We start from the raw sequence: 19696 nt of genomic DNA, 5'->3' as shown, positions 1-19696 counted from the left end.
CCCGATGCCCGAATGGGCGGTCTGTGCCTCTGATCGAGGAACCGGCGCGGGCTCCCCCATGGAGTGCGGTCGATCCGGCAGAGTGAACCCGTGCAACTCACCTCCGGTGTGCCGGCTGCGCTTGCCGTGGCGACCGGCCTCGCCTCCGGTTGCGGGCCGGTCATGCTGGTGCGGTCGGCGTACCGGCACATCGGCGCACGCCGGGTCGGGCACTGGTTGCTCGCGGTCGGTGGCGCACTCGCGGCGGCCAGCGCCGCCCTGGGGCTGTACGCGCTGGTCACCATGGCCGAGCACTGGCAGCACGAGCAGGCCCAGCGGACCGCCCTGGCCACCGGAATCGCCATCGGGATGGCGGGCAGCGGGACGCTGCTCTGCGCCGGTCTGCTCCGGCTGCCCGGCGTCGCCGAGACTCCCGGTGCGGCGCTCCGGCTGGTACTGGACGGGCTGGTGATCGGGGCGGCGCTCTGGTTCGTCGGCTGGGTGCTGCTCGCCGAGCCGACCCGGGTGCTCGGCGGCCTCACCCCGAGCGGCTGCCTGGCCATCCTGGTGGCCACCGTCACCGCGGCGGTGGCGGTCGGGCTGACCGTCATCGTCGGCGCCCGGGCCCGGACGCCCCGGCGCGGGCTGCTGCTGGCCGGCGCCGGCGTGAACCTGGTGACCGGTTCCGGGCTGGCCATCTCCGCCGGAATCTGCCAGGCCGGCCCGGCGGTCGCACTGGTCGGATCGGTGCTGCTGCCGGTCGGCCTGTTGCTGGTCGCCCTGGCCGGCCGGGCGCCCGAGCTGGCCGGCGGGCGGGACGGCGACGTCATCCGGCGCGGCACCTACGCGGTACTGCCGATGGTGGCGATGGCCGTCTCCGCCGTCTACCACCGGCTGGTCGGCGGCGAGTTCACGATCCTCGCGGTGATGGCCGGCATCGTCGAGGGGTTCGGCCTGGTCGCCCGGCAGTACCTCGCACTGGCCGACGTACGGGCCTACGCGGCTCGGCTCGCCGAGCGGGAGGCGCACTTCCGGGAACTGGCGCACACCGATCCGCTGACCGGACTGGCCAACCGCCGGGGGCTGCTCCGGGCGGTGCAGCAGCAGGCCGACCGGGAGACGCCCTGGGTGCTGCTCGGGCTCGACCTGGACGGTTTCAAGAACGTCAACGACATGCGGGGGCACGACGTCGGCGACGCGGTGCTGATCGAGGTGGGTCGGCGGCTGCGGAGCAACCTGCGCCCCGGCGACCTGGCGGCGCGGCTCGGCGGTGACGAGTTCGCCGTACTGATGCGGGCCCGGCCCGCCGAGGCGCAGCGGATCGCGCAGCGACTGCTCGGGGTGGTCGGCTCGGCGTACCCGCACGATGCCGGGGCGGTCTTCCTGTCGGTCAGCATCGGGGTGGCCGACAGCGCCGACGCCGCCGACGTGGAGACCCTGCTGCGCAACGCCGACCTGGCCCTGCGGTACGCCAAGCAGCGCGGCAAGAACCGGGTCGAGCGGTACGACGTGGCCTACGACAATCTGCTGCGCCGGCGTACCACGCTGGAGCACGAGCTGCGCGGCGCGATCGAGCGGGACGAGTTGCACCTGGCGTTCCAGCCGGTGGCGGCGGTCCCGTCGGTCCGGCCGGTCGGCGCGGAGGCGCTGCTCCGCTGGCACCATCCGGAGCTGGGCAACGTCGGCCCGGACGAGTTCATCCCGCTCGCCGAGGAGTGCGGGATGATCGCCAAGCTCGGCGCCTGGGTACTGCACCGGGCCTGTCACCAGCTCTCCCTCTGGCTCACCGCCGGGCACGACGTCTGGGTCTCGGTCAACGTCTCGCCCCGGGAACTGCACGCACCGGAGTACGTCGTCCAGGTCACCGAGGCGCTGCGCGCGCACCGGGTGCCGCCGCAGCGGCTGGTGCTGGAGGTGACCGAGCACGCCGTGGCGACCGACCTGGACGAGCTGATCCGGCGGCTCCGGGCGCTGCGGCTGACCGGGGTACGCATCGCGCTGGACGACTTCGGCGCCGGGTACTCCTCCCTTGGCCAGCTTCGTCGGCTGCCGATCGACATCCTCAAGATCGATCACAGCCTGGTCGCCGGCCCGGAGCCGGTCCAGCCGCCGGACGGCCGCGCCTTCGCCCCGATGGTGGACGTGGTGGTGCGGCTCGGCCACCAGCTCGGACTGGAGGTGATCGCCGAGGGGGTGACCAACCCGACCGAACTCGCCGCCGTGGTCGAGGCGGGCTGCCGGTTCGGGCAGGGCCAGCTCTTCGGCTGGGGGGTGCCGGCCGAGCACCTGGAGGCGATGCTGGAGGCGGCCAGCCCGCCCGAGGGGAATGCGGGGGAGTCCCGCCCGAAGGGCGACGGTGCCGAGTCCACCCCTCGTACGGCCGGGAACAGCCGGAGCGCTCCCCGGCAGCGCAGGCCGAGCGACGGGCCGGCGGACCCGGCAAGCGGCCGTGCCCAAAATGCGGGATCAGTTGACTCATCGCGTGAGATGCGTCAGGCTTAACCACATGTCTGCGACCAGGTCCTTCCGAGTACTTATCTGAGCGCACTCTCGGTTTCCGAGAGTGCGCAGGCCCCGTGCATCAGCACGAGGGCCCTTTTTATTGGCCACGTACCTCGTCGGCAGGGCGGTCACCTCGTTGGGCGTACCGGTCCTTGCCGGTTCGTGCGGATCGACCCCCGCCCGAGGGTCGCCCGGCCGAGGCGGCCGGCCCCGCACCGCCCGTACACCTCGAAAGATCACTGCTCCGAGCCGAAGGCCTGAATAGCCATGACAAGACCCACACCTGAGACCCTGGCCAACAGCGCGCGGCGGCACCGCTCCGTCGCTGCCGAGGGGGGCAACGACCCCGCCGACCAGTTCCCCCGCCGACTCCGCCCGGGCGGCCCGCCCGTCGGCGACCAGGCCGGCCCGCTCGCCGAGCCGGTGCGCGGGGCCGGCGGCGGGCAGGTGGTGGCGCCGGTCCAGGTCTCCGGGGCCGGCTCGCTGGTGAAGTCGCTGGAGGCGCTCGGCGTCGAGGTCGCGTTCGGCATCCCGGGCGGGGCGATCCTGCCGGCGTACGACCCGCTCTACGACTCGTCGGTGCGGCACATCCTGGTCCGGCACGAGCAGGGCGCCGGGCATGCCGCCACCGGGTACGCGCAGGCCACCGGCCGGGTCGGGGTCTGCATCGCCACCTCCGGGCCGGGCGCGACGAACCTGGTCACGCCGATCGCGGACGCGTACATGGACTCGGTGCCGATGGTGGCGATCACCGGTCAGGTGGCCCGGCCGGCGATCGGCACGGACGCCTTCCAGGAGGCGGACATCCAGGGCATCACCCTGCCGATCACCAAGCACAACTACCTGATCCAGACCGCCGAGGAGATCCCGAGGATCCTGGCCGAGGCGTTCCACCTGGCCGCCTCCGGTCGGCCCGGTCCGGTGCTGGTCGACATCCCCAAGGACGTCCTCCAGGCGCAGACCACCTTCTCCTGGCCGCCCGCCCTGGACCTGCCGGGTTACCGGCCCACCCTGCACCCGCACGGCAAGCAGATCCGGGAGGCGGCCCGGCTGATGACCACGGTCCGCCGCCCGGTGCTCTACGTCGGCGGTGGGGTGCTCAAGGCCGGCGCCACCGAGGGGCTGCGCAAGCTGGCCGAGCTGACCGGCATCCCGGTGGTGACCACGCTGATGGCCCGGGGCGCCTTCCCCGACTCCCACCCGCAGCACCTGGGCATGCCGGGCATGCACGGTACGGTCGCCGCGGTCTACGGCCTGCAGAAGTCGGACCTGATCGTGGCGCTGGGGGCCCGGTTCGACGACCGGGTGACCGGCAAGCTGGACTCGTTCGCCCCGGGGGCGGCGATCGTGCACGCCGACATCGACCCGGCGGAGATCGGCAAGAACCGCGCCGCCGACGTGCCGATCGTCGGCGACGCCAGGTACGTCATCGACGAGCTGATCGAGGCGGTCCGGGCCGCCACCGCCGGCCAGACCGCGCAGGTCGACCGGACCGAGTGGTGGGCACAGCTGGACGACCTGCGCGACCGCTACCCGCTCGGCTACGACGAGCCGACCGACGGCACCCTCGCCCCGCAGTACGTGATCGAGCGGCTGGGTGCGATCGCCGGCCCGGAGGCGATCTACGTGGCCGGGGTCGGCCAGCACCAGATGTGGGCGGCCCAGTTCGTCTCGTACGAGAAGCCGCACACCTGGCTCAACTCCGGCGGCCTGGGCACGATGGGCTACGCGGTGCCGGCGGCGATGGGCGCCAAGGTCGGCAGGCCGGACACCACCGTCTGGGGCATCGACGGCGACGGTTGCTTCCAGATGACCAACCAGGAGCTGGCGACCTGCGCCCTGGAGGGGATCCCGGTCAAGATCGCCGTGATCAACAACGGCAACCTGGGGATGGTCCGGCAGTGGCAGACGCTCTTCTACGGCGAGCGCTACTCCAACACCGAGCTGGGCACCCACAAGCACCGCATCCCGGACTTCGTCAAGCTGGCCGAGGCGCTGGGCTGCGTCGGGCTGCGCTGCGAGAGCAGGGCCGACGTGGACAAGACCATCAAGGCCGCGATGGAGATCAACGACGCACCGGTGGTGGTCGACTTCGTGGTCGGCAAGGACGCGATGGTGTGGCCGATGGTGGCCGCCGGCACCAGCAACGACGAGATCATGTTCGCCCGTGGGGTCCGCCCCGCATTCGACGACGACGAGCTGTGAGGCCCGAAAGATGACCAAGCACACGCTCTCCGTGCTGGTGGAGAACAAGCCCGGTGTCCTGGCCCGGGTGAGTGGGCTCTTCTCCCGCCGGGGCTTCAACATCGATTCGCTGGCGGTCGGTGAGACGGAGAACCCGGACGTCTCCCGGATCACCATCGTGGTCAATGCCGAGACCTCGCCGCTGGAGCAGGTCACCAAGCAGCTCAACAAGCTGGTCAACGTACTCAAGATCGTTGAGCTTGACCCGGCCGTCTCGGTGGCCCGACAGCTGGTGCTGGTCAAGGTCCGGGCCGACCGCTCGCAGCGGGCCCAGGTGCTGGAGACGGTGAACCTGTTCCGGGCCCGGGTGGTGGACGTCGCGCCGGACACCCTCACGATCGAGGCGACCGGCACCGCTGACAAGCTGGACGCGCTGCTGCGCGATCTCGAACCGTTCGGAATCAAGGAAATGGTGCAGTCGGGTCTGGTGGCGATCGGGCGGGGCTCCCGGGCGATCACCACCGGTTCGGCGCTGCGGGCCGCCTGAGCACGGCGGACCCCGCGATAACGATTGGCAACGGCGGACCCGCCCGGGTCGCGCCGCAGGAGAGGAAAGTCATGACCGCTGAGGTGTTCTACGACGACGACGCCGACCTGGGGCTCATCCAGAGCAAGAAGGTCGCGGTGCTCGGGTACGGCAGCCAGGGCCACGCCCACGCGCTGTCGCTGCGCGACTCCGGCGTCGACGTGGTGATCGGTCTGCCGGAGGGTTCGAAGAGCCGGGCCAAGGCGCAGGAGCAGGGCCTACGGGTGCTCACCCCGGCCGAGGCGTCGGCCGAGGCCGACGTGATCATGGTTTTGGCGCCGGACACCGCGCAGCGGTCGCTCTACGCCGAGGCCATCGCGCCGCACCTGAGCGCGGGCAAGGCGCTCTTCTTCGGCCACGGCCTCAACATCCGGTACGGCTTCATCACCCCGCCGGCCGACGTCGACGTGGCGATGGTCGCCCCGAAGGGCCCGGGTCACCTGGTCCGCCGGCAGTACGTCGACGGCAAGGGCGTGCCCTGCCTGGTCGCGGTGGAGCAGGACGCCACCGGCACCGCCTTCCCGCTCGCGCTGGCCTACACCAAGGCGATCGGCGGCACCCGGGCCGGTGCGATCCGCACCACCTTCAAGGAGGAGACCGAGACCGACCTCTTCGGTGAGCAGGCGGTGCTCTGCGGCGGCGCCTCCGCACTGGTGCAGACCGGTTTCGAGGTGCTCACCGAGGCCGGGTACGCGCCCGAGGTGGCGTACTTCGAGTGCCTGCACGAGCTGAAGCTGATCGTCGACCTGATGTACGAGGGCGGCATCGCCCGGATGCGCTACAGCGTCTCCGACACCGCAGAGTACGGCGACTACTCGCGGGGGCCCCGGGTGGTCGACGCCCGGGTCAAGGACGAGATGCGGAAGATCCTCTCGGAGATCCAGTCGGGTGAGTTCGCCCGGGAGTGGATCGCCGAGGACGACGCGGGCCGGCCCAACTTCACGAAGTGGCGGGCCGAGGGCGCGGCGCACCCGATCGAGGAGACCGGCAAGAAGCTGCGCGGCATGATGAGCTGGGTCGACCGGCCGATCACCGAGACCGCCTGATCCGGTGCTGTCCCGGGCCGGTGGACCGCCGGCCCGGGACAGCGGCCGTGCCGGACTGGAGAGCAATGTCGTTATCGATCTTCTCCGGTGAGTTGCCGGCTCATTGCCATTCGACACCCAATGGCCAGCCGACAGTTGTCGCCAGGAAATGGGTGGCGGTTACGCGCGGTTAATGCTTCCGCTCGGGTACTGTCGCCGCATGCGTCTGGAGCAATCGCACCGCACCGAGCGTTTCGGCGCCGTCCGTATCCACGAACTCCAGCGTGTCATACAGCTGGACTCGGGAGACGCCACGGGAACCACCGGCGAGGGGATCGTCTCGCAGGCGGCGATGCGCGCGATCGAGCGGCAGATGGTCATCGTCATTCCCTGCATGAATGAGACACGCAGAGTAATCGAAGGCGTGCTCTCGGGGATTCCTCATGACTGCCTCATCGTGCTGGTCTCGAACAGCGCCCGAGCGCCGGTCGATCGCTACGACATGGAAGCGCAGACCCTGGAGCAGTACTGCCGGGCGACCGAGCGGCCGGCGGTCATGGTGCACCAGCAGGATCCGGGACTGGCCGCCGCCTTCAAGGCCGCCGGCATGCCCGAGCTGATCGCCGACGACGGGCTGGTCCGGCCCGGCAAGGGCGAGGCGATGCTGATTGGCATGGCGGTCGCCGCGCTGACCGGACGGAAGTACCTTGGTTACATCGACGCGGACAACTACGTCCCGGGTGCCGTGCACGAGTACGTCAAGGTGTACGCCGCCGGCCTGCACCTGGCGGCCAATCCGTACGCGATGGTCCGGATCTCCTGGCACTCGAAGCCGAAACTGCGCGACGGGCGGCTCTTCTTCAGCCGGCGCGGCCGGAGTTCCGAGATCACCAACGAGTTCCTGAACCGGCTGGTGGCCGAGTATTCCGGGTTCGGCACCGAGGTGATCGCCACCGGAAACGCGGGCGAGCACGCGATCAGCCTCGACCTCGGGCTGCGAATGCGGCTGGCGGGCGGCTTCGCGGTGGAACCGTTCGAGTTCGTGGAGTTGTTCGAGCAGTTCGGCGGCCTGCTCGACACCGCGCACCCCGAGGTGATGGCCAGCTCCGTTCCGGTACTCCAGATCGAGACCCGCAACCCGCACTTCCACGACAACAAGGGCGAGGACCACGTGCAGGGCATGCGGATGCAGGCGCTGAACGTGCTCTACCACTCGCCGGTCGCGCTGCCCCCGGTCCGCCAGGCGATCCTCGAGTTCATGGTGGCCCAGCAGGCGCTCGCGCCCGGTGAGGAGCCACCCCGGGAGCGGATCTACCCGCCGGTCGGCTCGCTCGACCTGGACCTGCTGCGCGGCGTACTGGAGACCGAGGCCGGGACCTTCCGCCAGCTCGGTGCCCGGTCACTGGTCACCCAGTTCCAGCCCCGCCCCGCGCTGCCCGAACCCGAGGTCTACACCTCGGCCTGAACCGTCGGTGCGCCGTCGGCGTGCCGTCCCGACCGGACTCGGCGACGGGCCGGTGTACGCCCTGTGAGGGCACTCACGCGGTTCGGCGCCGCACCCTGCGCAGCAGGACGCCTACGATCGGCAGATAGGTGCGTCCGCACCGCAGGGACGACCGAATGGCGGAAGCGCGGGACGCAGTGCGGCGCCCACGTGGCCGCAGACCTCGCCCGGACGACATATACGAGGACCAATGACTCCCGTCGTACTGATCGCTGAAGAGCTCGCTCCCGCCGCAATCGACGTGCTCGCGCACGACTTCGACGTACGCCACGTGGACGGCACCGACCGCCCCGCTCTGCTGGCCGCGCTCGCCGAGGCCGACGCGGTCATCGTACGCAGCGCCACCCAGATCGACGCCGAGGCGATCGCCGCCGCACCCCGGCTCAAGGTGGTGGCCCGGGCCGGCGTCGGACTGGACAACGTCGAGGTGTCGGCCGCCACCGCCCGGGGCGTGATGGTGGTCAACGCCCCGACATCCAACATCGTCTCCGCCGCCGAGCAGGCGGTCGCGCTGCTGCTGGCCGTCGCCCGGAACACCGCGAGCGCCAGCGCCGCGCTGAAGGCGGGGGAGTGGAAGCGGTCCAGGTACACCGGTGTGGAGATCCAGGGCAAGACCGTCGGGGTGGTCGGGCTCGGCCGGATCGGGGTGCTCTTCGCGCAGCGCATCGCGGCCTTCGGCACCCGGCTGATCGCGTACGACCCGTACGTGCAGCCGGCCCGGGCGGCGCAACTCGGCGTACGCCTGGTCGGGCTGGAGGAGCTGCTCCGGGAGAGCGACTTCATCTCGATCCACCTGCCGAAGACCCCGGAGACGGTCGGTCTGATCGGCGAGAAGGAACTCACGCTGGTCAAGCCCGGCGTCCGGATCGTCAACGCGGCCCGGGGCGGCCTGATCGACGAGCAGGCGCTGGCCGACGCGATCGCCGAGGGCCGGGTCGGCGGCGCCGGCATCGACGTGTACTCGAAGGAGCCCTGCACCGCCTCGCCGCTGTTCGCCTTCGACAACGTGGTGGCCACACCGCACCTGGGCGCCTCCACCGCCGAGGCCCAGGACAAGGCGGGCCTCGCGGTGGCCCGCAGCGTCAAACTCGCCCTCCAGGGCGAGTTCGTGCCCGACGCGGTGAACGTGCAGGCCGGCGGCGTCGTCGCCGAGGACGTCCGGCCGCTGCTGCCGCTGGCCGAGAAGCTGGGCAAGGTCTTCACCGCGGTGGCCGGCGGGGTCGCCGCCAGCGTCACCGTCGAGGTTCGCGGCGAGATCGTCGCCAACGACGTCTCGGTGCTGAAGCTGGCCGCCACCAAGGGCCTGTTCACCTCGGTGGTGGAGGAGCAGGTGAGCTACGTCAACGCCCCGCTGCTCGCCGCCGACCGGGGCGTCACGGTGGCGCTGACCACGCACGCCGAGACCATCGACCACCCGAACCTGGTCACCGTGCGCGGTGCGCTGCCGGACGGCCGGACCGTGTCGGTCTCCGGCACCGCCGTGCACACGGGCACCCGCGACGTGCTCAAGCTGACCGAAGTGGACGGCTTCGACCTGGAACTCGGCGTCGACGGCGTCCTGCTCTTCTTCCGCTACGCCGACAAGCCCGGCGTGGTCGGCACCATCGGGTCGATCCTCGGCGAGGCGGGCGTCAACATCGCGGCGATGCAGGTGGCCCGGCGGGAGGCCGGCGGTGAGGCGCTGATGACCCTGACGGTGGACTCGGCGGCCGCGGCGGAGCTGCTCAGCTCGGCGGCCGACTCGATCGGCGCGGTCGCGGCGAGCGCCGCCGACCTGCGCGACGAGGAGGTGTGACCGGGGCCTGACACCCGGTGCCCGGACGGGGCGGATCGGCACACGGCCGCCCCGTCCGGGTCAGCCGTTCACCGGGGTCGGTGGCGGATAGACCGAGCCGTCCTGCGGGTCGAGCAGCATCAGGTGGTGCCGTGCGGCCAGCCGTTCGATGTCGAGCAGCACCTGGTCCGCACAGGACTCGTCGAGGTTCATCTCGACATGGTCGGCGGCGACGTGCAGCGGCGTCACCGCCCACGGCGAGTCCGGTCCCGGCCGGTCGGGGTAGCCGGCGACGATCGCCCGGTAGAACGCCGAGATCCGCGGTTCCGGATGGCCCGGGGTGTGCACTCCCTGCCGGCACCGGTCGTGTGCCGCGCGGACGTCCTCGGCGGCGGCGCCGGGCTCGAGCGCCCATACGATCAGATCGAAACTCACGCGGGGCTCCCGTGTCCCAAGAGTGTTGACAGATCAGAACTCATGGGGGTACAGGGTGCCACTGAGTTGGTGACCTTCGCTCGGATACGGCGCCGACACGCGGAACGGGCACCCTTGCGGGGACTCGCATCGGGTCGCTAGCGTATTGACGCGGATACCCGGCGAGTTCCTGGGCGTGGACTCGTCTTCGGGTGATGAGGCGTCGCGCCGGCCGGGTAGCCAGCACCCCCGTGTGCGCGAGCCACGCGCACTCGTCGCTGATCGGCCCCCGCGATCGTTGCCGAGATCGCGGGGGCCGATCGCGTTTCCGCCGTCACGTCGCTGTAGTCGCTCAGGACGGCTCGGGAGCGCCGCTCCCGGTGCCGGCCGTCCGGCGGGTCGGTGCCGGTCAGCGCGGGTCGGTGCCGGTCAGCGCGGGGTGGCGAAGAGGGCGCGGTAGCCGTCCCGGGTGGGGAACCAGTCCAGGCCCGGGCGGCCGGCGGCGAACAGGGCGGTGGCGTACCCGTCGGCGACCGTGAGGTCCGGGCCGGTGACCGTGGCCGCCAGCAGCTTCCGGGCCGGCTGCCCGGTGCGCGGGTCGATCACGTGGTCGCGCCGGCCGGCGACCCCGGAGGTGCCGATCGCCCCGGAGGTCATTTCCAGGATCATCGGTTGCCGGTCGCCCCGGGTCGGGTGGTGCACGGCGATCCGCCACGGGCCGCCGTGCGGCGCGTGGCCGCGTACCACCAGGTCGGCGCCGCTGATCACGGCGTAGTCCTCGATGCCGGCGGCGCGCAGTCGGGCGGCGGCCCGCTCCACCGCCCAGCCGACCAGCAGGCCGCCCGGGTCGAAACCGCCCGGCACCGCCCAGGCGTCGAACCAGCCGTCGGTGGCGGCCCGCATCGCGACGCACCGGGCGACGATGTCGGCCAGCGGCGGGTACGCGTCCGCGGAGATCTCGCCCCGGCGCAGCCGGGAGACCAGGCTGGCCGGCCGGGCCGGGCTGTAGGTGAGGTCGATCGCCCGCAGTTCGGCGACGGCGTCCCGCAGCGCGTCGCCGACGCCGCGCCAGCCGACCGCGCCCATCCCGTTCAGCACCAGGGTGTAGTCGGCGATCGAGGTCTGCACGGTGTGCCGGGCGACCACCCGGTCGGCGAGCACCGCGCCGGGTCGGACGTTGCGCCAGCCGGCGCCCAGCCGCAGGTCCGGCCGTCCCCGGCCCACGGCGGGCGCCGGCGGCAGGTACCGGCTACGCTGTCCCCGGCCACGGCCGGCTCCCGGGATTCGCATGTTCGCCCCCTGGATCCGCACGTTCGCCCCCTGGATCCGCGTCTCGCCACTCCGGTCCCCGGGGCGTCCTCCAGCCCTGCGAACCCGTTCTTCGCGCTCACCCTAGGCAGCGAAGATGGTGGCAGCATGAGTGCTGGCTGAGAAGCTCCTGTGCGGTTGGCATTCCATATTTCGGGAGCGTCGTACCGGAACCCGGGACGTTCCCTTAACGTTCCCTAGACACGACGGAGGCAAGGGAGCTGGGACGTGGCGGTGGCGCGGATCGCGGTGGTTGCTGGCGACGGCATCGGGCCGGAGGTGGTCGCGCAGGCCCGCAAGGTGCTTGACGCCGTACTGCCCGGAGTCGAGGCCGCCGAATACGATCTCGGAGCCGCCCGCTACCACCGCACCGGCGAGGTGCTGCCGGACTCCGTCCTCACCGAGCTGGCCGGGCACGACGCGATCCTGCTCGGCGCGGTCGGCGACCCCACCGTGCCGCCCGGGGTGCTCGAGCGCGGCCTGCTGCTCAAGCTCCGCTTCGAGTTCGACCAGTACGTGAACCTCCGGCCGTCCCGGCTCTGGCCGGGGACCGCCGGCCCGCTGGCCAGCGTCAAGCCGAACGAGATCGACCTGGTGGTCGTCCGTGAGGGCACCGAAGGACTCTACGCCGGAGCCGGCGGCACCCTGCACCGGGACACCCCGGCCGAGATCGCCACCGAGGAGAGCCTGAACACCCGGCACGGCGTCGAGCGGGTGATCCGGGACGCGTTCGCCCGGGCGGGGCGCCGGGAGCGCCGCAAGGTCACCCTGGTGCACAAGACCAACGTGCTGACCCACGCCGGCTCGCTCTGGGCCCGGGCCTTCGCCGCGGTGGCCGCCGAGCACCCGGACGTCGAGACCGAATACCAGCACGTCGACGCCGCCGCGATGTTCCTGGTCACCCAGCCACAGCGGTACGACGTGGTGGTCACCGACAACCTCTTCGGGGACATCCTGACCGACATCGCCGCCGCGGTCACCGGCGGGATCGGGCTGGCCGCCAGCGGCAGCATCAACCCCGAGCGGGCGTACCCGTCGATGTTCGAGCCGGTGCACGGCTCGGCGCCGGACATCGCCGGCCAGGGCGTCGCCGACCCGGTCGCCGCGGTGCTCTCCATCGCGCTGCTCCTCGACCACCTGGGCCACCCCGAGGCGGCCCGCCGAGTAACCGAGGCGGTCGCCGCCGAGCTGGCCTCCCGGGGCTCCGGCTCGCCGCGGCGCACCGCCGACATCGGAGACCGGCTCGCCGCCCACGCGGCCGCCTGAGCCGGCCGATACGCTCCGCGAACAGCTCCGGCGGACCGCCGGATCTGCGCGAAGGTGCGCGTGGTGCGGCCCGCCGGTCATCCCGGAGGGTCGAGGTTGAACGACCGTTCGGGTAAGTTTCAGGCACAACTCCCACGTTCCGGCCTGCCCGTGCCCGGGCACCGGTCCACTGCATGGAGGTCAGCACGATGAGCGGTGGTGACACGCTCGACTTCGAGATCCGTCCGAATCCTCAGCCGGTAGCCGCCGCCGAGCGCGCGGCGCTGATGACCAACCCGGGATTCGGTCGGGTCTTCACCGACCACATGGTCACGATCCGGTACGCCGACGGCAAGGGCTGGTACGACGCCCGGGTGGAGGCCCGGGCGCCGATTCCGATGGACCCGGCGAGCGCGGTGCTGCACTACGCCCAGGAGATTTTCGAAGGGCTGAAGGCGTACTCGGCGGTGGACGGCTCGGTGACGATGTTCCGACCGGACGCCAACGCCGCCCGGTTCAACGACTCGGCCCGCCGGATGGCCATGCCCGAGCTGCCCGAGGCGGTCTTCCTGGACTCGCTGCGGCACCTGATCCAGGTCGACCGGAAATGGCTGCCGACCTCCGAGGAGGCCAGCCTCTACCTGCGGCCGTTCATGTTCGCCAATGAGGTCTTCCTCGGGGTGCGCCCGGCCAACGAATACCTCTACGCGGTGATCGCCTCGCCGGTCGGCTCGTACTTCGCCCGGGGCGTGCAGCCGGTGAACGTCTGGGTCTCGCCGACCTACACCCGGGCCGCGCCCGGCGGGACCGGCGAGGCGAAGTTCGGCGGCAACTACGCCGCCTCGCTTGCCGCCCAGGCGGAGGCGAGCGAGCACGGCTGCGAGCAGGTGGTCTTCCTCGACGCCGTGCAGCGCCGGTACGTCGACGAACTCGGCGGCATGAACATCTTCTTCGTCTACGACGACGGGACCATCGTCACCCCGCCGCTCGGCGGCACCATCCTGCGCGGCATCACCCGGGACTCGTTGATCACCCTGGTCCGGGAGTCCGGTGGAACGGTGCTGGAGCGGCCGGTGGCGTTCGACGAGTGGCGGGCCGACGCGGCCAGCGGCCGACTGCGCGAGGTGTTCGCCTGCGGCACCGCCGCGGTGATCACCCCGATCGGTCAGGTCTGTTCCCCCGACGGGAAGTTCTCGATCGCCGACGGCAGCCCCGGCGAGGTCACCATGAGGCTGCGGCAGCAGCTGGTCGACATCCAGCGGGGCCGGACCGAGGACCGGAACGGCTGGATCCACCGGATCGCCTGAGCGCGCGGCGGCGGGAACTCGCCACCCGCACCTCCGTCGTGGGCAAGATCATGTTCTTTCGGTGAGGTGTTCTTTCATGGAAATAGTGCCTTCGGCGCGCGTCCGAAGGCACTATTTCGGGGATGTAGCGCGATCTTGCCCGGCGGCGCCGGAAGGCGGTGCGGCCATGGGTGGCAGGTGCGGGTCAGCTCAGTAGGTGGGCCCGGAGAGCGTCGATCCGGGCCGGGGCCAGGCCGGCGCCGACCAGGTAGTCCGGCACCGAGCCGTGCCGGCCGCGCAGTTCCGCCAGGAACAGGGTCATCGCCTCGGCCGGCGAGGCGAGGAACGGTGCCGGCAGCGGCGCCTCGTCCGGCATGGTGCTGGCCAGCCACTCGCCGAACCGGGCCGAGGCGGCGGTGCTCTGCGCGTAGTCCTCGGCGATGTCGGCATCGGCGACACCGAGCAGCGAAAGGGTCAGCGCGCAGACCACGCCGGTCCGGTCCTTGCCGGCGACGCAGTGCACCAGCACCGGGGCGGCCTCGGCGTCGGCGATCACCTCGATCGCCGCCACCAGGCCGGCCGAGCCGGTGGTGGCAAGGTCGTGGTACCGGTCGGCCAGCCAGCGCGCCAGCCCGAGTTCATCGGAGTACGCCGATGCCTCCCAGAGCGCGTGCTCGGGGTGGATGTGCTGGTAGACCAGCCCGTCATAGGCGGGTATCCGGCCCTGCTGGCGTACCTCGGTCGGTCGGCGCAGGTCGACCACGGTGCGGATGCCGAGCGACTCGAACGCCTCCCGGTCGGTGCCGTCGATCCGGTGCGGCGAGTCCGACCGGTACAGCCGCTGCCGGCGGACCGGCCGACCGTCGAGCCCGGAGACGCCGCCGACGTCCCGGAAATTGAAGAGGGTTTCGAAGACCGTCGTACGGGTCGAAGTTCCGTCCACCCGACCACCGTAGTGCCTGGGCCGGACGTTTCCGCTCGGGGTCTCCCGGTGCCCGGGCTGCGCCGACTTTCCCTCTGCCCGGGCTGCGCCGGCCTTCCGGTGGGCGGTGCTCTCCGGGCGGAGCCGGGTGGTCGGACCCCCTTCGACGCCACTGGCCGGCGGGGCGGGAGCCCTCGCCGGCCAGTCGACCGCGGGTCGCGGGTCAGATGGCGCGACCCGGCGGAGCTGCCCAGCCGGGCGAGCCGTACGTCCCGCCGTAGTAGCCACCGAGCTTGTCCCGGTAGGCCGGATCGTCGTACCCGGCGCCGTCGAACTCCGGAGCGGCCTTGATCTGGTCCCTGCTCCGGTCGACGTACACCTTCTGGTCGTCGTGGTCGACGTGGTTCACCACGCCGGCCGGCAACATGACCTTCTTGCCGAAGATCCACGGGCCGGTGTCCACCACCAGGTAGCTGGCGTTCACCTCGTGACTGGCACTGTCGATCTTGCCAATGCCGCCGTCGGTCGCCTCGACCTTGTAGCCCACCAGGTCGGCGCCGGTCACCCCGGCGTCGTCGCGGTAGCGCCACGGATCGAACGCGCCCGCGGGCTCGCCGCCCGGCACCGCGCCGCCGGCGAGCGCGCCACCACCGCCGTGGATCAGGGGATCCGGCGTCTGCCGCTGCGGGGTCGTCTGAGGATCGAGCCTGTCCACTGGCTATCACTCCTCTTCTCGACTGTCTCGACATTTCCGCTGTCCCGGAGACACCTACCCAGGGTGGTCGATCCATACACCCGGTCGGCGTGAGGATGCCGTCCCGCCATGTGGATTTTTCCTCCCACATCCCTGCCTGCCGTGGCAGAGTACGGTCCGTGACCTGCTCCGCACTCATTATTGGCAACTAGCGCGCCGGCATCCTCCCCCGCCGAGCGCGCAGACCTCCCGCATTCGCGGGGGGTCATTTTGTTTGTCGGGCCAGGAAGGCATCGGAGCAGGGGCTGCGCCCTTCTCGAAGGAGATCAGATGACGTACCAGGTGTTCGACACGACGCTGCGCGACGGCGCGCAGCGCGAGGGCATCAGCTACTCGGTCGTCGACAAGCTGGCCGTGGCCCGGCTGCTCGACGAGTTCGGCGTCGGCTTCATCGAGGGGGGCTGGCCGGGGGCGATGCCGAAGGACACCGAGTTCTTCCGTCGGGCCCGGACGGAGCTGGACCTGAAGCACGCCGTCCTGGTCGCCTTCGGCGCCACCCGCAAGGCCGGGGTGGCGGTCGACGCCGACCCGCAGCTGCGCGCGCTGCTCGACGCGGAGACCCCGGCGGTCTGCCTGGTGGCGAAGTCCGACATCCGGCACGTCGAGCGGGCGCTGCGCACCACCGGCGCCGAGAACCTGGCGATGGTCCGGGACAGCGTGGCCCATCTCGTCGCGCAGGGGCGGCGGGCCTTCCTCGACTGCGAGCACTTCTTCGACGGTTTCCGGTACGACCCGGCGTACACCTCCGCGGTGGTGGAGACCGCCCTCGAAGCCGGCGCCGAGGTGGTGGTGATGTGCGACACCAACGGCGGCATGCTGCCGTCCCAGGTGACCGCGGCGATCGGCGCGCTGACCGAGCGGCTCGGGATCTCCCCGGCCCGGCTCGGCATCCACACCCAGAACGACACCGGCTGCGCGGTGGCGAACACCATCGCCGCCGTCGAGGCCGGGGTACGGCACTTCCAGGGCACCGCCAACGGCTACGGCGAACGGCCCGGAAACGCCGACCTGTTCGCCGTGGTCGGCAACCTGCAACTCAAGCTCGGGCTACCGGTCCTACCGGACGGGTGCCTGGCGCAGATGGTGCGCGTCTCGCACGCCATCGCGGAGATCGCCAACATCGCCCCCGACACCCACCAGGCCTACGTCGGGGCCGCCGCCTTCGCTCACAAGGCGGGGCTGCACGCGAGTGCGATCAAGGTGGATCCGCTGCTCTACAACCATGTGGACCCCGCCGTGGTGGGGAACGACATGCGGATCCTGGTAACGGAGATGGCCGGCCGGGCCAGCATCGAGCTGAAAAGCCGTGAGCTCGGGCTTGACCTGGCCGGCCATCCCGACGCGGCGGCCCGGGTCACCAAGCGGGTCAAGGAGATGGAGGCCGGCGGCTGGTCGTTCGAGGCCGCCGACGCCTCGTTCGAGCTGCTGGTCCGGGCCGAGCTGCCCGGGATGGACGCGGCCCGGCCGTTCTCGCTGGAGTCGTACCGGGTGCTGGTCGAGCACCGCGAGGACGGTGCGGTGGTCTCCGAGGCGACGGTGAAGCTGCGGGTGCGCGGCGAGCGGGTGATCGCCACCGCCGAGGGGAACGGGCCGATCAACGCCCTCGACGAGGCCCTACGGGTGGCGCTGCAGCGACACTATCCGGAGCTGCGCGGGTTCGAGCTGGCCGACTACAAGGTGCGGATCCTGGAGGGCAGCCACGGTACCGGCGCGATCACCCGGGTACTGGTGGAGACGGCCGACAGCGGCGGCCGGGACTGGACCACGGTGGGCGTTCACCCGAACGTGGTGGAGGCGAGTTGGCACGCCCTCGTCGACGCGCTGACCTATGGTGTGGCGCGTACTCCGGCCGAGGTCTGAACCGACGACCGGACTGACGGCCCCGCCCGCGGTGACGACCGCGAGCGGGGCCGTTCCGTTTGCCCGGACCCTCCCGGCCACCAATCCGAAAAGGCGAGGAACGAATGAACCTTTTTCAACCTGGACCGCGCGCTGCTCATGCACCGCGTCCGACCTTGCGGTCCGTCGGGCCGCAAGGGGAGGTTGAAAAAGGTTCAATGTGAGACTCGAGAGTGGTACGCATTCTTGAAAATCGCACGCCGGCTGTGGCGGCCCGTTGTGCGCCCCGCCGGATCGGCGGCCACGGGCAGATGAAACCGCTATTGACCTGCTGCTTTGCCGAATGCTATGTTCGCTCATGGTTGTTGAGTGGCCACTCTAAGTAGTATTAGCTGGTGAACGCGGGGCGACGATCGGCGCCGGTCGGGCGTTCAGAAGGCGAAACAATCGTGCGTCAGGCACTGGCGCAGCCTCCCGTCCGTCGGTGATTCGTGCTGAAACCGTCCGTGCAATTGTCGGGCAGTCATTGGTCACGAGTCGGGAGCGGACGGGGTGTACCCGGAACAGCAGGTCGACAGTTCGGACCATCTCCAACATCGGAGAGACCATCACCATCCTGGGTAGAAAGAAAGAGATGACGTCATGGCCAGATTCTTTGGACGTAAGACGATCCTGCTAGCCGTCGGAGCACTCGCGCTGACCCTCGTCGGTGGCGGGATCGCCGTCGCCGGCCCGAGCCACCGAGGCGACCCCGACGCGGTCCGGATCAACGGCAAGATGGTCGAGCAGCCGCCGGTGACCCAGGCCGACATCGACCTGGCCAGGGCCGCGCTGCTCAAGGGCGACGCCGCCGTACAGGCGTCGAGCGCGCAGATCTTCGCCGTGGTCAGCGCGAACGGCGGTCTGATCCGCGGCAGCCAGGCGGTTTCGGTGACCCTGCTGGGCGTCGGCCTCTACCAGGTGGTCTTCAACGTGCCGGTGAACAACGGGGCGTTCGTCGGCACGATCGGGTTGACCGGGAGTGTCGGCACCTCGCCGTCCGGCTTCATCTCGGTCGTCGGTCGGACCAACCTGGCCCAGGGTGTCTTCGTGCAGACCTGGAACGCGGCCAACCAGCCGGCCAACCGGAGCTTCCACCTGGCGGTGTTCCTGCCCTGACCCCCGGTGCCCGCCGGCCTCCGTGTCCCCCCGAACGGACACGGAGGCCGGCGGCGTTCCCGGGTGCCGGTCGGGTAGGGATCAGGGCCGGCCAGCGGGTGGGCAGGCACCGCGACCCGACCCTGCGGCGAGACCCGGACGCTCGGGCCGGCCAGCGGGGTGGGCAAGGGCTCGGGGCCGGTCAGCGGGTGGGTAGGGCTCGGGGCCGGGCAGCGGGTGGGTAGGGCCAGGTCGGCGAGGACCGGACGGTGGTCGGAGCCGGGCAGCCGGAACACCGCCACCCGGTCGACCGCGATCCGCCGGTCCACCAGCACGTGGTCGATGGTCACCGGCGGGATCGGATCGCCGTCGTACGGGCCCCAGGTGCCGGTGAGCCCCATCCCGACCGAGTCGGCCGCGTCGACGTACCCGGTGTCGAGCAAATCGCGCAGCGGGGCGTGGTCGAGGGTGGCGTTGAAGTCCCCGGCCAGAACCCGCAGCGGACCGTCCGGGGTGGCCGGTGGCTGCGCCGCCAGGTCCGCCCGCCAATCCGGCAGCCCGGCCAGGGAGGCGGGCGCCAACGGATGCACCGACTCCACCAGCACCGCCGGCCAGTCCGGAGGATGGACCGTCGCGTACGCCTGGGAGAAGCCGCCCCCGTTGCGTCGGGTACCGGCCTGCCGAAGCGGATGGCGGGAGTACAGCGCCGAACCGGTCGTGCCGAGCTCCGGGTTGACCTGCCGGTACGGCAGCAGCTCGGCCAGGCCGAGCCGGTGCAGTGCCGCCTCGGCGTCCGGGGTGAACTCCTGCGCGGCGAGCACGTCGACCCGTTCGGCCCGGACCAGCGCCACCAGCGCCGCCGGCTCGGCGGCCCCGGCGAGGAGGTTGGCGGTGAGCACCCGCAGCGAAGTGCCGCCGATGGCCGGCTGCCGGTCCGGCAGCGCGCGCGGCGCGACCAGCACGAGCAGCACGAGCACGGCGACCGCCGAGGTGCCCGCCGCCCACCGACGCCGGGTGGCCAGGGCCAGCCCGAGCGGCAGTGACGCCCAGGCCAGCAGGTACGGCGTGAAGGCCACCAGTTGCACCAGGGGGCCCCGCTCCAGCCCGGTCAGCCGTACCGCCAGCAGGCCGGGCACCGGCAGCGACAGCAGCCAGCAGAGCCCGGTCAGCAGTCGCCGACGGGTCCGGACCGGAGCGGCCGGCGGCGGCTCCGGTGCGAGATCGACATCCACGACGG

Annotated in this window: 14 protein-coding genes and 1 pseudogene; 10 read left to right on the top strand and 5 right to left on the bottom strand. The window is 71.5% G+C overall.

Annotated elements, in window-relative coordinates; genetic code table 11:
* The first annotated feature begins 162 nt into the window (after window positions 1-162).
* The 6 genes from ABNF97_RS13795 (at window position 163) to serA (ending at window position 9575) form a co-directional block, all read left to right on the top strand.
* Window positions 163-2481, top strand: a complete 2319-nt coding sequence (locus ABNF97_RS13795; RefSeq protein WP_130466229.1) for an EAL domain-containing protein — start codon at window positions 163-165, stop codon at window positions 2479-2481.
* 267 nt (window positions 2482-2748) lie between these two features.
* Window positions 2749-4686, top strand: coding sequence for an acetolactate synthase large subunit (locus tag ABNF97_RS13790; protein ID WP_130464407.1), 1938 nt, complete (start codon window positions 2749-2751; stop codon window positions 4684-4686).
* Window positions 4687-4696: 10 nt separating this feature from the next.
* The gene (gene ilvN, locus ABNF97_RS13785; RefSeq protein ID WP_130464406.1) at window positions 4697-5212 is read left to right on the top strand and encodes an acetolactate synthase small subunit; all 516 of its coding nucleotides are present in this window, start codon (window positions 4697-4699) and stop codon (window positions 5210-5212) included.
* A gap of 71 nt (window positions 5213-5283) precedes the next feature.
* A complete protein-coding gene (ilvC, locus tag ABNF97_RS13780; protein ID WP_349338750.1) occupies window positions 5284-6297 on the top strand; it encodes a ketol-acid reductoisomerase in 1014 nt (337 codons plus the stop codon).
* A gap of 199 nt (window positions 6298-6496) precedes the next feature.
* A complete protein-coding gene (gene mpgS / locus ABNF97_RS13775) occupies window positions 6497-7741 on the top strand; it encodes a mannosyl-3-phosphoglycerate synthase (RefSeq protein WP_130464404.1) in 1245 nt (414 codons plus the stop codon).
* A gap of 229 nt (window positions 7742-7970) precedes the next feature.
* Window positions 7971-9575: a phosphoglycerate dehydrogenase gene (gene serA / locus ABNF97_RS13770; protein ID WP_130464403.1), complete on the top strand. Its 1605-nt coding sequence runs from the start codon at window positions 7971-7973 to the stop codon at window positions 9573-9575.
* A 60-nt stretch (window positions 9576-9635) separates the two neighbouring features.
* Here serA and ABNF97_RS13765 read toward each other — a convergent pair whose 3' ends face one another.
* Window positions 9636-9989 (bottom strand): hypothetical protein, encoded by a 354-nt coding sequence (locus ABNF97_RS13765; RefSeq protein ID WP_349338749.1) that lies wholly within the window; start codon window positions 9987-9989, stop codon window positions 9636-9638.
* Between the two features lie 408 nt (window positions 9990-10397).
* Window positions 10398-11258 carry an FAD:protein FMN transferase gene (locus ABNF97_RS13760; RefSeq protein WP_130464401.1) on the bottom strand — a complete coding sequence of 287 codons (861 nt, stop codon included), beginning with the start codon at window positions 11256-11258 and terminating at the stop codon, window positions 10398-10400.
* Window positions 11259-11510: 252 nt separating this feature from the next.
* Here ABNF97_RS13760 and ABNF97_RS13755 point away from each other — a divergent pair, with 252 nt between their 5' ends.
* On the top strand, window positions 11511-12542 hold the full coding sequence (locus tag ABNF97_RS13755) for a 3-isopropylmalate dehydrogenase (RefSeq protein WP_130466228.1): 1032 nt from the start codon (window positions 11511-11513) through the stop codon (window positions 12540-12542).
* A 188-nt stretch (window positions 12543-12730) separates the two neighbouring features.
* Entirely contained in the window at window positions 12731-13828 is a 1098-nt protein-coding gene (locus ABNF97_RS13750; RefSeq protein ID WP_130464400.1) for a branched-chain amino acid aminotransferase, read from the top strand.
* Between the two features lie 184 nt (window positions 13829-14012).
* On the opposite strand, the gene ABNF97_RS13745 is transcribed toward ABNF97_RS13750, so the two are convergent.
* The gene (locus tag ABNF97_RS13745; RefSeq protein ID WP_349338748.1) at window positions 14013-14750 is read right to left on the bottom strand and encodes a tyrosine-protein phosphatase; all 738 of its coding nucleotides are present in this window, start codon (window positions 14748-14750) and stop codon (window positions 14013-14015) included.
* Window positions 14751-14952: 202 nt separating this feature from the next.
* The gene (locus tag ABNF97_RS13740) at window positions 14953-15444 is read right to left on the bottom strand and encodes a YlmC/YmxH family sporulation protein (RefSeq protein WP_130464398.1); all 492 of its coding nucleotides are present in this window, start codon (window positions 15442-15444) and stop codon (window positions 14953-14955) included.
* 309 nt (window positions 15445-15753) lie between these two features.
* Between ABNF97_RS13740 and cimA the strand changes: the two genes are divergently transcribed.
* On the top strand, window positions 15754-17343 hold the full coding sequence (gene cimA, locus ABNF97_RS13735; protein WP_130464397.1) for a citramalate synthase: 1590 nt from the start codon (window positions 15754-15756) through the stop codon (window positions 17341-17343).
* A gap of 621 nt (window positions 17344-17964) precedes the next feature.
* A complete protein-coding gene (locus ABNF97_RS13730) occupies window positions 17965-18480 on the top strand; it encodes a hypothetical protein (RefSeq protein ID WP_349338747.1) in 516 nt (171 codons plus the stop codon).
* 218 nt (window positions 18481-18698) lie between these two features.
* Here ABNF97_RS13730 and ABNF97_RS13725 read toward each other — a convergent pair.
* Window positions 18699-19628 (bottom strand): annotated as a pseudogene (locus tag ABNF97_RS13725) (endonuclease/exonuclease/phosphatase family protein); the annotation flags it as partial.
* Window positions 19629-19696 lie beyond the last annotated feature (68 nt).

This window comes from Plantactinospora sp. B6F1 (assembly GCF_040120695.1).
GTDB lineage: Bacteria > Actinomycetota > Actinomycetes > Mycobacteriales > Micromonosporaceae > Plantactinospora.
This window is presented reverse-complemented; position numbering and strand designations above follow the sequence as displayed.